Source organism: Microbacterium sp. cx-55 (assembly GCF_021117345.1).
Classification (GTDB): Bacteria; Actinomycetota; Actinomycetes; order Actinomycetales; family Microbacteriaceae; genus Microbacterium.
In genome coordinates, this window is the sequence record NZ_CP088261.1 from 1,713,923 (window position 1) to 1,726,374 (window position 12,452).

Annotated in this window: 9 protein-coding genes, 1 tRNA gene and 1 other RNA gene; 8 read left to right on the plus strand and 3 right to left on the minus strand. The window is 69.2% G+C overall.

The window, feature by feature from the left end:
- Nucleotides 1-70 precede the first annotated feature (70 nt).
- The 3 genes from rnpB to LQ938_RS08035 all read right to left on the minus strand — a co-directional run bounded on the left by rnpB (nt 71) and on the right by LQ938_RS08035 (nt 2,925).
- An RNA gene (gene rnpB / locus LQ938_RS08025) (RNase P RNA component class A) lies at nt 71-440 on the minus strand.
- Between the two features lie 15 nt (nt 441-455).
- Nucleotides 456-2,165 carry a bifunctional 3'-5' exonuclease/DNA polymerase gene (locus tag LQ938_RS08030; RefSeq protein WP_223721137.1) on the minus strand — a complete coding sequence of 570 codons (1,710 nt, stop codon included), beginning with the start codon at nt 2,163-2,165 and terminating at the stop codon, nt 456-458.
- Between the two features lie 28 nt (nt 2,166-2,193).
- Nucleotides 2,194-2,925: a zinc ribbon domain-containing protein gene (locus tag LQ938_RS08035; protein ID WP_223721136.1), complete on the minus strand. Its 732-nt coding sequence runs from the start codon at nt 2,923-2,925 to the stop codon at nt 2,194-2,196.
- 145 nt (nt 2,926-3,070) lie between these two features.
- Here LQ938_RS08035 and LQ938_RS08040 point away from each other — a divergent pair, with 145 nt between their 5' ends.
- The 8 genes from LQ938_RS08040 to LQ938_RS08075 all read left to right on the plus strand — a co-directional run bounded on the left by LQ938_RS08040 (nt 3,071) and on the right by LQ938_RS08075 (nt 12,436).
- Entirely contained in the window at nt 3,071-3,877 is an 807-nt protein-coding gene (locus tag LQ938_RS08040) for an ABC transporter ATP-binding protein (RefSeq protein WP_223721135.1), read from the plus strand.
- A 55-nt stretch (nt 3,878-3,932) separates the two neighbouring features.
- Nucleotides 3,933-4,940 (plus strand): aliphatic sulfonate ABC transporter substrate-binding protein, encoded by a 1,008-nt coding sequence (locus tag LQ938_RS08045; RefSeq protein ID WP_223721134.1) that lies wholly within the window; start codon nt 3,933-3,935, stop codon nt 4,938-4,940.
- A gap of 26 nt (nt 4,941-4,966) precedes the next feature.
- The gene (locus LQ938_RS08050) at nt 4,967-5,791 is read left to right on the plus strand and encodes an ABC transporter permease (protein WP_223721133.1); all 825 of its coding nucleotides are present in this window, start codon (nt 4,967-4,969) and stop codon (nt 5,789-5,791) included.
- Nucleotides 5,792-5,825: 34 nt separating this feature from the next.
- Nucleotides 5,826-5,898 (plus strand) — tRNA-Val (locus tag LQ938_RS08055).
- 586 nt (nt 5,899-6,484) lie between these two features.
- On the plus strand, nt 6,485-9,211 hold the full coding sequence (aceE, locus tag LQ938_RS08060; RefSeq protein WP_223721132.1) for a pyruvate dehydrogenase (acetyl-transferring), homodimeric type: 2,727 nt from the start codon (nt 6,485-6,487) through the stop codon (nt 9,209-9,211).
- 2 nt (nt 9,212-9,213) lie between these two features.
- Entirely contained in the window at nt 9,214-10,431 is a 1,218-nt protein-coding gene (locus LQ938_RS08065; RefSeq protein ID WP_223721131.1) for a PucR family transcriptional regulator, read from the plus strand.
- A gap of 86 nt (nt 10,432-10,517) precedes the next feature.
- Complete coding sequence (locus tag LQ938_RS08070; RefSeq protein ID WP_223721130.1) at nt 10,518-11,438, plus strand: ACP S-malonyltransferase; 921 nt, start codon at nt 10,518-10,520, stop codon at nt 11,436-11,438.
- A complete protein-coding gene (locus tag LQ938_RS08075; RefSeq protein WP_223721129.1) occupies nt 11,435-12,436 on the plus strand; it encodes a beta-ketoacyl-ACP synthase III in 1,002 nt (333 codons plus the stop codon). Before LQ938_RS08070 ends, LQ938_RS08075 begins: the two co-directional genes overlap by 4 nt.
- Nucleotides 12,437-12,452 lie beyond the last annotated feature (16 nt).

Below are 12,452 nucleotides of genomic sequence, written 5' to 3' on the forward strand. Positions count from 1 at the left end.
GCTTGCCTCAGATACACGCGAAACGCTCGTCGCGGTGTGTAAATGGGGCAAGTGAACCGAGGCGAGGGGGCGAATGGGCCGGCCTGTACGCCGGGTTCTGTCCGGGGGCGTGAACCCCGTGGACGGTCATCTCTCTCGGCGACACGTTGCCGTGCCGCTCCAGCGGCCTACCCGAGGACTCGGCGAGCCGCGTCAACATCCTCTGTCTGACCTTGCTCCGGGCGAGGTTTACCTTGCGGGTCATGTCACCATGACCCCGGTGGTCTCTTACACCGCCGTTTCACCCTTACCGCGGTCGAAACCGTGGCGGTCTGTTTTCTGTGGCACTGTCTCGCGGATCACTCCGGGTGGGTGTTACCCACCGCCCTGCTCTACGGAGCCCGGACGTTCCTCGGCGCGACACGGCGAACCGCGCGCGACGCGACCGTCCAGCCGACCCATTCGCACCGCCGAGTCTATCCGGGCCCAGGAGCCTCGCCGTCGGCGGCGCCATCACGCACCACTTCCACGTCGAGCGGGAAGTCCACCGGAAAGGTCCCGAACAGGCGTCGCCCGGCAGCATCCGCAGCATCTCTGATCGCCTGGACGACCGCATCCGCCATCGACGCGGGCGCGTGCACCATGACCTCGTCGTGAAGGAAGAACACCAGGTGCGGGCGATTCTCGAACACCGGTCCGGCACGCGCGGCGAGCGGATCCGCCACCGCACCCAGGGCATCGAGACGCGCACGGATCTCTGCGAGCCAGCACAGCGCCCACTCCGCCGCCGACCCCTGCACGACGAAGTTGCGGGTGAATCGGCCGCGATCCCGGCCTCCCCGGCGGGCGAGCTCGGCCGTCGCGGCGTCGGCGCCTTCTGCGCTCGCCGCGGCCGAGAGCTCCTGCAGGGCGAGCTCGGGAGGCGGCGACGTGCGGCCCAGCCACGTGCGGACGACCCCGCCGTCTTCACCCGTCGCAGCCGCATCGTCGACGAGCGCCATCGCGACCGGATAGGCTCGGCGCAGCCGTGGCACCAGCCGACCGCTTTCGCCCGTCGTCGCCCCGTACATCGCACCGAGCACGGCGTACTTCGCCTCCTCGCGGGTCGCGACCGCGCCCGAATCGACGATGCCGGAGTAGAGATCACGACCCCGCGCCGCGGACGCCAGGGCGAGGTCTCGCGACATCGCGGCGAGCACACGGGGTTCGAGCTGCGCGACGTCGGCGTCGACGACCACCCATCCCGGATCGGGACGTACCGCGGGGCGAAGAAGGCGCGGGATCTGGAGTGCGCCCCCGCCACTCGACGCCCAGCGGCCGGTCACCACACCACCCGGCACGTAGACGGGCCGGAACCGCCCCGCGTGCACCCATTCATCCAGCCACGCCCAACCGTTCGCCACGAGCAACCTGCTCAGCCGCTTGTACTCCAGGAGCGGTTCGACGGCCGGATGCGGATGCTCCGCCAGCTCCCACCGGCTCGTCGAGGCGACCTGGATGCCCGCGCGGCGGAGAGCACGCAGCAGCTTCGGGGGTGAGTCGAGCGACACGGTATCGTCGCCGAGTTCCGCGCGGATGCGGACGGCGAGCTCCTGCATCCGCCGCGGCGTGCCGCCCGGAAGCGCACGTTCGCCGAGCTCGCGCACCAGGATGCGGTCGTGCTCCGCTGCATCCCACGGCAAGCCGCCGGCGCGCATCTCCTCCGCGATGAGCGCCCCGACGGACTCCGCGTGCAGCAGCATCCGAAGCCGCCCGGGGTCGGGAGCCGCGGCCACTGCGCGCCACTGTCGATGGAGCTCCGCCCGTACCTCGTCCGCATCCGGGACCAGCTCGTCGTCGACGGCGAACAGACCGTCATCGCGGTCGACGGGGGTCGCCGCGCCCGCCCAACGGCGCTGGGCTCCGAGCTCGGCGCCGGGGAGCGCGGAGCGCAGGATGCGGTGGCACAAACGCAGATCCCAGGCCCGCGGGACCCGCACGCCGGCCGCGAGCATGCCCGGGTATGTGCGGGCAGTGTCGGCCCACACCCAGCGCGTCAGCGGGCGCGCAGCGACGACCGAGGCGGCTTCGGAGGCCACCCACGGCGCCCGAGAGAGAACCTCGCCGTCCTTGTCCAGATCCACCAGGTCGAGAGCACCGGCGCCCGTGCGGGCGATGACACTCCAGCGGATCGCGTCGGGATTCACCGGCGGCCGCCGCGAGAAACCGAGCGGGTCAGAGCCCGGACTCGGGGGTACGTACCAGGATGCAGTCGCACTGCGGGCAGGTGACCACCGCATCCTCAGCCGCCTGGCGGATGACGTTCAGATCGCTGCCGGTCAGCATCATGTGGCAACCGAGACAGGTACGCGCCTGCACGAGCGCTGCCCCTGCGCTCCGCTCGTGCAGTTTGTCGTAGAGCGTGACGAGGGCCGCAGGAATGCCCGAGGCCACGGCCGCGCGATCGCGGGTCAGCTGCTCGAGGCGGGCCGCAGCTTCGGCGATGTGCTGCTCGGCAGCGCTCGCCAGAAGCGCGTATTCATCCGACGCCGCGGTGATGACCGCCTGCTGATCGTCGACCGCCGCCTGGGCCGCCTCGAGACGCTCCATCAGATCGAGCTGTGTCTCTTCGAGGTCGTCTTTACGGCGCTGCAGCGACGCGAGCTCGTGCTCGATCGCCGTCGCGTCCTTCGCGCTCGACGTCGTGCGCATCAACTCGTTGTCACGCGCGCGTCGCGCGTCAACGACGGCGACGTCGGATTCGATGCGGCGCAGTTCCGCCTGCAGATCGTCGACGGTCCCCTGTCTCTGACCGAGCTCGCGGGCGAGCGCCTGACGGTCGGCGGCGAGCTCGCGCAGCCGGGGAGCCTGCGGGGGGTTGCGCCGCGCGGCATCCGCCTGCGTCCGGCGTGTGTCGGTGGCGGCGAGATCCAGAAGACGAAGCTGATCGGCAGGGGCGGCATTCACTCTCCCAACCTACGCCAGCACACGCGCCTCGGCCGGGGCGCCCACGTGAACCCGTGTTACCTCGCGTGTCGCTCGTCGTGCTTCCGGCGAGGAAGCTCGTTAATTTCGACACATCCCACCCGCTGTGCGTCGAGAGGAGCTTCGCATGACCGCCGCTCTCACCGACATCCCGACAACCGGATCCCGCGAGGTTCCGGCCGCGCGGCTCCGATTCCGCGGACTCGGCCGGACGTTCGGTACACACGTCGTGCTGTCCGACATCGACCTCGAGGTCCAGCCGGGCGAGCTCGTCGCCATCCTCGGAGCCTCCGGTTCCGGAAAGTCGACGCTTCTTCGCATCGCGGGCGGACTCGACCGCGCGAGCACCGGCGACGTTCTGATCGACGACGACCCGGTGACGGGGATCGACGCGCGAATCGCGGTCGGGTTCCAGGAACCGCGCCTGCTCCCCTGGCGGTCGGTCGCCGAGAACATCGCTCTCGGCCTGCCGCGCGGGCTGCCCCGCGCCGAGCGCGACGCCAGGATCGCCGACCTCCTCGACCTCATCGGCCTCACCGACTTCGCCTCCCATCGTCCCCGCCAGATCTCCGGTGGCATGGCGCAGCGCACCTCCCTCGCGCGCGCTCTCGCGCGGCGCCCGGGCGTGCTGCTCCTCGACGAACCGTTCGGCGCGCTCGACGCGCTCACTCGGCTCCGGATGCAGGATCTCCTCCTGTCGGTGCTCGCCGAGGCGCCGACCACGACACTCCTGGTGACGCACGACGTCGACGAAGCCCTGCAGTTGGCCGACCGCATCATCGTGCTCGGGTTGCAGGACGGCGTCGCCGGCGCCGGCATCCAGCAACTCCTCACCGTTCCCGGCGACCGCCCGCGCGACCGCGGGTCGGCGAAGTTGGCCGAGATGCGCGCTGACCTGCTCGGCGCTCTCGGTATCGACCGTCACGCTCATTGACCTCGACGTGCACGCACCGCACGTCCTCCCTCACCGCACCCCGAAAGGCACTCACATGTCTCTGTCCCGTCGCGCACTCGGCTTCACCGCCGGTGTCGCTCTCGCCGCGCTCGCTCTCACGGGCTGCGTCGCCGGCGAAGACTCTCCCGCCGAGCCGGCCGCATCCGGTGCCTCTGCCGAAGGAACCACCCTCCGGCTCGATTGGGCGACCTACAACCCGCTCAGCCTGATCGTGAAGGACCAGGGCTGGCTCGAGGAGGAGGGCTACACCGTCGAATGGGTTCAGTCGCTCGGGTCCTCGAAGGCCAACGAAGCCCTCCGCGCCGGCGCGATCGACTTCGGTTCGACGGCGGGCTCGGCGGCGCTCCTCGCCCGCGCGAACGGCGCACCGCAGCAGATCGTCGACGTCGTCGCACAGCCCGAATGGGCCGCGCTCGTCGTGCCGGCAGGCTCCGACATCAGCTCCGTCGAGGACCTCAAGGGCAAGCGCATCGCGGCAGCGCTCGGCACCGACCCGTACTTCTTCCTCGTGCAGGCGCTCGAGGAAGCCGGTCTGTCGGTCGACGACGTGACCGTCGAGAACCTGCTGCACGCAGACGGCTGGGCAGCTCTGCAGTCCGGTTCGGTCGACGCGTGGTCGGGCCTCGACCCGATCATGGCGACCGCTGAGGCGAGCGGCGCGACGCTCGCGTACCGGAACCTGGACTTCAACTCCTACAGCGTGCTGAACGCGAGCGAGGACATCATCACGCAGAACCCGGATGCGGTCCAGGACGTCGTCGACGCCTACGAACGTGCCCGCGCCTGGGCCCTCGAGAACCCGGAGGACACGGCGCAGATCCTCGCCGACGCCGCATCCATCGATCTCGCGGTCGCCCAGAAGGTCATCGACGAGCGCGAGGGCCTCGACACCGACCCGGTTCCCGGCGATGCCCTGAACAAGGTGCTTGCGCCGATCGGCGCGATCCAGGTGTCGCTCGGTGATGTGGCAGATCAGGCGGCCATCGACAAGGCGCTCGAGACGCTGTTCGCCCCGCAGTTCGCGGAGAACGCTGCCGGCTGACGCCGGACGTACGAAGGACGACACCCATGAGCACGACCGGCACGAAGCCCGCACGAGACTCCGCAGAGCCCCGAACCGGACGAGGACTCCTCGCCCGACCGGGCGTGCGAGTGATCGTCGGCGCGGTCGTGCCGGTCGTGCTCATCGTCGTGTGGTTCTTCCTCACGCTGCCCGGCGACCCGATCGTCCCCCCGTACAAGTTCCCCAGCCCCGCGGCCGTCATTCAGGCGGGCGTCGACCTCGCTGAACGGGGTGAACTCTGGCAGTTCACCGCCATCTCGTTGCAGCGCGTGATCATCGGGTTCGCCGTGGGCGCGCTTCTGGGTATCGCACTCGGCGGTCTCATCGGCCTATCCAGGTTCTGGGATGCAGCGCTCTCGCCGACGCTGGGAGTTGTGCGAGCCGTCCCGAGCCTCGCCTGGATTCCGCTCCTGATCGTGTGGTTCTTGATCGGAGAGCAGTCCAAGATCATCCTGATCGCGATCGGCGCGTTCTTCCCTGTCTTCACGACGGTTTCGATGGCCCTCCGCCACGTCGACCCGCACCTGGTCGAACTCGGCCGGTCGTTCGGCTTCGGAGGTCTCCGGCTCTTCTTCACGGTGCAGTTGCCTGCCGTGCTCCCCTCGCTCTTCTCCGGTCTCCGTCTGGCGCTCGTGCAGGCCTGGCTGTTCCTCGTTGCGGCCGAGTTGCTCGGCGCGTCGATGGGACTCGGGTTCCTGCTCTTGCGTGGGCAGAACAACGGCCGCGTCGACCAGATCGTGCTCGCCATCATCCTGTTGGCCGTGCTCGGAAAGCTCACCGACTCGCTTCTCGCCGTCGTGCAGAAGTGGGCCGTGCGGCGCTGGGGCTGATGGCCGCGGAGTCGCCGCGTAGACTTGTTCCCGAGGGCCTTTAGCTCAGCTGGTAGAGCGCCACGTTTACACCGTGGATGTCGTCGGTTCGATCCCGGCAGGGCCCACGGAGCGAGGGGCCCCGTGCGTCGCGGATGCGACGTGTGGGGTAGCGACGGGGCGGCCCACGGAGCGAGGGGCCCCGTGCGTCGCGGATGCGACGTGTGGGGTAGCGACGGGGCGGCCCACCGAGCAGGGGCCCGCGCGTCGCGACCGCGACGTGTGGGGTGGCAAGGGGGGCGGCCCACCGAGCAGGGGCCCCTGACATGAGGATCATCCGCCGAGGCGAGGGCATATCGGGCCCAGACGTCCTCGTCTCAGCCGATCATCCTCATCTCGCGAGGACCGGATGCGGTGCGCGCAATCTCGCGAGAGCCGGAGGTGGTGCGCGCACGGCGCGAGCTACCTCTTCTCCCCCGTCACGCCCGACGGCGCCCGCGTCCGTGCGGCCGCGCACGGCGGGAGGCACCCCGACCACCACGGCGCACCCTGCACCGCGGGCGACCCCGGCCGGAGTCATATCTCGCGCCAGGGCGATCCGGGCCACCGACCGTTGGCTAAGCTGGTCGATGGTGCGTTGTTGCCGCCGAACAAGGCATGCACCGATCTGATGGTTCCTTCCGGCAAGACCTGCCGTGTGATGAAAGGCGTCTAGTGACTGTCCACGATCAGGATCCGTACTCGCAGGGCCCGCAAGACAGCGACCCCGAAGAGACCGCCGAATGGCAGGAATCCCTCCAACAGCTCGTCGATGCGCGGGGGCACGCTCGCGGTCGCGAGATCATGCTCAGCCTTCTCAAGAGCTCCCGTGATCTGCACCTCGGTGTGCCGATGGTTCCGACCACCGACTACATCAACACGATCGCGCCCGAGAACGAGGCCGAGTTCCCCGGCGACGAAGAGATCGAGCGCCGCTACCGCGCCTGGATCCGCTGGAACGCAGCCATGACGGTGCACCGGGCACAGCGCCCCGGCATCGGGGTCGGCGGCCACATTTCGACGTACGCGTCGTCCGCCGCGCTCTACGAGGTCGGCTTCAACCACTTCTTCCGTGCGGCCGACCACCCCGGTGGCGGCGACCAGATCTTCTTCCAGGGCCATGCCTCCCCCGGTATGTACGCCCGGTCCTTCCTCGAAGGTCGCCTGACCGAGCAGCAGCTCGACGGCTTCCGTCAGGAGAAGTCCGCCGGCGCGAACGGTCTCCCGTCGTACCCGCATCCTCGCCTGATGCCGGACTACTGGCAGTTCCCGACCGTGTCGATGGGCCTCGGCCCGATCAACGCGATCTACCAGGCGATGACCAACAAGTACCTCACCAACCGTGGCGTGAAGGACCTGTCCGACTCGCGCGTCTGGGCCTTCCTGGGCGACGGCGAGATGGACGAGGTCGAGAGCCGCGGTCAGCTCCAGGTCGCCGCGAACGAGGGTCTCGACAACCTCACGTTCGTCGTCAACTGCAACCTGCAGCGACTCGACGGCCCGGTGCGCGGTAACGGCAAGATCATCCAGGAGCTCGAGAGCTACTTCCGCGGCGCGGGCTGGAACGTCATCAAGGTCATCTGGGGCCGCGAATGGGACGAGCTGCTCGCCCGCGACTCCGACGGCGCTCTCCGTAACCTCATGAACGTCACTCCGGATGGTGACTTCCAGACGTACAAGACCGAGAACGGCGCGTACGTCCGCGAGCACTTCTTCGGACGGGACGAGCGCAGCGCCGCCCTGGTCAAGGACTACTCCGACGAGCAGATCTGGAACCTGAAGCGCGGCGGACACGACTACCGCAAGGTCTACTCGGCCTTCAAGGCCGCCGTCGAGCACAAGGGCCAGCCGACCGTCATCCTCGCGCACACCATCAAGGGCTACGGCCTGGGTCCGCACTTCGAGGGCCGCAACGCGACCCACCAGATGAAGAAGATGACCCTCGACGACCTGAAGCACTTCCGCGACGCGATGCACATCCCGGTCACGGACGCGCAGCTCGAAGAGAACCCGTACACCCCGCCGTACTACAACCCCGGCGCCCAGGACGAGACGATCCAGTACATGCTGGAGCGCCGTCGCGAGCTCGGCGGATTCCTGCCCGAGCGGCGCTCGACGCACGTCGGCCTCACCCTGCCGGACGACAAGGCGTACGCGCTGCCGAAGAAGGGTTCTGGCACGCAGGAGGTCGCCACCACGATGGCGTTCGTCCGCCTGCTGAAGGACCTGCTCCGCGTCAAGGACTTCGGCAACCGGATCGTGCCGATCATCCCGGATGAGGCACGCACCTTCGGTATGGACGCGTACTTCCCGACCGCCAAGATCTACAACCCGAACGGCCAGAACTACACCTCGGTCGACCGGGAGCTGCTGCTCGCCTACAAGGAGAGCCCGCAGGGTCAGATCATGCACGTCGGCATCAACGAGGCCGGCGCGGTCGCCGCGTTCACCGCGACCGCGACGTCGTACGCGACGCACGGCGAGCCGCTCATCCCGGTCTACGTCTTCTACTCGATGTTCGGCTTCCAGCGCACGGGCGACGCCCAGTGGGCGGCGGGCGACCAGATGTCGCGCGGATTCATCATCGGCGCGACGGCCGGCCGCACCACTCTGACGGGTGAAGGGCTCCAGCACGCGGACGGACACTCGCACCTGCTGGCGTCCACGAACCCGGCCACGGTTTCGTACGACCCGGCCTACGGTTACGAGATCGCGCACATCGTGCGGTCCGGAATCGAGCGGATGTACGGCGGCGAGCACTCCGACCCGAACGTCATGTACTACATCACCGTGTACAACGAGCCGATCGTGCAGCCCGCGGAACCCGAGGGCGTGGACGTCGAGGGCATCGTCCGCGGCATCCACCGCATCTCCGAAGGCTCCGGCAACGGACACCGCGCGCAGATCCTCGCGTCGGGTGTCGGAGTGCCGTGGGCGCTCGAGGCGCAGCAGTTGCTGCGTGACGACTGGGGCGTCTCGGCGGATGTCTGGTCGGTCACCTCGTGGACCGAACTGCGCCGTGACGGCCTCGCCGCCGACGAGCACACGTTCCTGAACCCGTCCGACGAGCCACGGACCGCCTACGTGACGGAGAAGCTGCGCGATGCGCAGGGACCGGTTGTCGCGGTCAGCGACTTCATGCACGCCGTGCAGGACCAGATCCGCCAGTGGGTGCCGAACCGGTACCTGACGCTCGGCGCCGAGGGTTTCGGTTTCTCGGACACGCGCGCCGCTGCCCGCCGGTTCTTCAAGATCGACGGCCCGTCGGTCGTGGTCCGCACCCTGCAGGGCCTGGCCGAAGAAGGCGTCATCGATCGCTCCGTCATCGCCCAGGCAATTGAAAAGTACCGCCTGAACGACGTCACCGCCGGCACCTCCGGGAACGCGGGCGGCGAGAGCTGAGGATGAGCCGATCCCCGGAGTCGCCAGACAAGGCGGAGACACTCGCCTGGTTACGGCGCATCTCCGGGGATCTGGCCACCATCACCATCAAGCGGCTCGAAGACACCCTGCCGTGGTACGCCGACATGCCGCCCGCGCGGCGGTCGTCGGTGGGGCTGGTGGCACAGGCGGGCATCACCGCATTCATCCAGTGGTATGACGATCCGACATCGACACCCTGGATCGCTGCCGACATCTTCGCCAGCGCTCCGCGTGAGCTGCTGCGGAGCGTCAGCCTGCAGCAGACGCTCCAGCTGATCCGCGTGACCGTCGAGGTCACGGAAGAGCGCGTCGCCGGTCGCGCAGAGGACCTCCGCGAGGCGATCCTGCTGTACTCGCGTGACGTCGCCTTCGCCTCCGCCGATGTGTACGCCCGCGCGGCAGAAGCTCGCGGTCTCTGGGATGCGCGCCTGGAAGCTCTCGTGGTCGACTCCATCCTCACGGGTGAAGCCGACGAAGAGCTGCCCAGCCGCATCGCGGCGCTCGGCTGGCACGGCCACGGCGAGGTCTCGGTACTCGTCGGCACGACGCCCCCGCAGTTCGACGTCGATCAGCTTCGGCGGCGTGCCAGAAAGCTCGGCGTCGACGTTCTCGTCGGCGTGCAAGGGTCGCGCCTCGTGCTGGTCATCGGACGGACGGATCCGTCGCACCAGGCACACGACGACGAGACCGATCTTTCGCTCGCGGAGATCGCCAAGCGTCTCGAGCCGGGATTTGGCCCCGGCCACCTCATCCTCGGCCCCACCGTTCCTGCTCTCATCGACGCGAGTCAGAGCGCCCGCGCGGCGTTGGCCGGATTCGCTGTCGCACGTGCCTGGCGGAACGCGCCGCGGCCCGTGGAGGCCGATGACCTTCTGCCCGAGCGCGCGCTCGCCGGCGACCCGCTCGCCAAGCAGACCCTCGTCGAGCGCGTGTATCGCCCGCTCCGTGCCCACAGCGCCGACCTCGTCACGACGCTCTGGAGCTATCTCGACAACGGCCGATCGCTCGAGGCGACCGCGCGCGAACTGTTCGTGCATCCCAACACCGTGCGTTATCGGCTCAAGAAGGTTTCTGACGTCATCGGATGGGACGCGACCGGCCCCCGCGAGGCGCTGATTCTGCAGACCGCGCTCATTCTCGGGGCGATCGGAACCGACACGACACGGCGACGCTCGTCGGCAACACGCCGCCCGCGCTGACCGACTATCGATCGGCACCAAAGGAAGAACGGATTCTTGTCTGGATTCCACCAGAATGCCGCTCCCGATCTTGGCAGGATGGAATTGTGATCATCGGTCTTTTCCCCGGGCAGGGGTCTCAGACGCCCGGGTTCCTCTCGCCGTGGCTCGAACTCGAGGGCGCCCGCGAGCGCATGGCGGCCTACTCGGATGCTGCGCAGGTCGACCTGATCGCCGCCGGCACCGACGCGGATGCCGACGAGATCCGCGACACGAAGATCGCACAGCCGCTGATCGTCGCCGCCGCGCTCCTCTCGTGGCACGCACTCGCTGAGCGCACCGAGGCCGTGATCGGCGGTGTCGCCGGACACTCGGTCGGCGAGCTCGCCGCGGTCGCCGCATCCGGAGTCCTCACGGACGACGACGCTCTTCGTCTGGTCGGCATTCGCGGCCGCGCCATGGCTGCCGCAGCCGCTGTCTCGCCCACCGGGATGAGCGCGATCCTCGGCGGCGACGAGGAGACGGTGCTCGCACGACTCGCCGAGCTCGATCTGACGCCCGCCAACCGCAACGGAGGCGGTCAGATCGTCGCTGCCGGCGCGCTCGACGCACTGACGGCGCTGGCGTCCGATGCCCCGCGCGGCACCCGCGTCGTACCGTTGCAGGTGGCCGGAGCCTTCCACACGCACCACATGCAGCCCGCGGTCGACGCTCTCGCGCGCGCTGCGGCGGCGCTGGCGCCGAACGACCCCGACCGCACGCTCTGGACCAACTCGGACGGTTCCGTCGTCGCCCACGGCCGCGCCGCGCTCGACCTGCTCGTCGGCCAGGTCGCCGCGCCCGTGCGCTGGGACCTCGACATGGCCTCCTTCGCGGAACACGGCGTGACCGGGCTCATCGAGTTCGCGCCCGCCGGAACCCTCGTCGGCCTCGCCAAGCGCGGCCTGCGCGGCACCCCCGCCGTCGCCGTCAAGACGCCCGACGATCTCGATGCGGCCGTCGCGCTGCTCCCGGAGGAGAACGCATGACCCCCACCATCCGGCAGTCCCAGGGACCCGCCTACACGCGGATCTACTCCTACGGGGCCGCCCGCGGTGAGGTCGCGGTGACCAACGACGACCTGATCGAGCCCATCAACTCGAGCGACGAGTGGATCCGTCAGCGCACCGGAATCATCACGCGCACGCGCGCGGTGCCGGAGACCAGCGCGACCGACCTGGCCACGATCGCCGCGACCGAGGCGGTGGAACGCTCCGGTATCGCCCCCGACCAGATCGATCTCGTGATCATCGCTACGATCAGCAACTCGCGGCAGACGCCGTCGATGTCTGCGGTCGTGGCCGATCGGATCGGCGCCAACCCGGCGGCGGCCTACGATGCCAACGCCGCCTGCGCCGGATTCACGTACGCGGTCGCGCAGGCCGACGCCCTCATCCGCGCGGGTGCCGCGCACTACGCCGTCGTCGTGGGCGCGGAGAAGCTCTCCGATGTCGTCGACCCGACCGACCGCAGCATCTCGTTCCTGCTCGGCGACGGTGCCGGCGCCGTCGTCGTCGGACCGAGCGACACTCCCGCCATCGGCCCTACGGTGTGGGGATCGGACGGCTCGAAGGCGGATGCGGTCGGCATGGACGCGACCCTCACCGAGTTCCGCGACGGCGCTGCCCCGTGGCCGACCCTGCGCCAGGACGGGCCCGTCGTGTTCCGGTGGGCCGTGTGGGAGATGGTGAAAGTCGCGCGACGCGCGATCGAGGCCGCGGGAATCGAGGCATCCGATCTCGCCGCGTTCGTGCCCCACCAGGCCAACATGCGCATCATCGATGAGTTCGCCAAGCAGCTCGGGCTTCCCGAGACGGTGATCATCGGGCGCGACATCGCCACGACCGGCAACACGTCGGCGGCATCCATCCCGCTCGCCACCCACCGGTTGCTGGAAGAGAACCCCGAGCTCAGCGGCGGTCTCGCCCTGCAGATCGGGTTCGGCGCGGGACTCGTCTTCGGCGCCCAGGTCGTGGTGCTCCCATGACGGACGAAGCGACGCA

Excerpts from the sequence above, each read along its gene's own strand:
- LQ938_RS08040 (WP_223721135.1), top strand. The coding sequence starts at position 3,071 with ATGACCGCCGCTCTCACCGACATCCCGACAACCGGATCCCGCGAGGTT.
- LQ938_RS08045 (WP_223721134.1), top strand. The coding sequence starts at position 3,933 with ATGTCTCTGTCCCGTCGCGCACTCGGCTTCACCGCCGGTGTCGCTCTC.
- LQ938_RS08050 (WP_223721133.1), top strand. The coding sequence starts at position 4,967 with ATGAGCACGACCGGCACGAAGCCCGCACGAGACTCCGCAGAGCCCCGA.
- LQ938_RS08065 (WP_223721131.1), top strand. The coding sequence starts at position 9,214 with ATGAGCCGATCCCCGGAGTCGCCAGACAAGGCGGAGACACTCGCCTGG.
- LQ938_RS08075 (WP_223721129.1), top strand. The coding sequence starts at position 11,435 with ATGACCCCCACCATCCGGCAGTCCCAGGGACCCGCCTACACGCGGATC.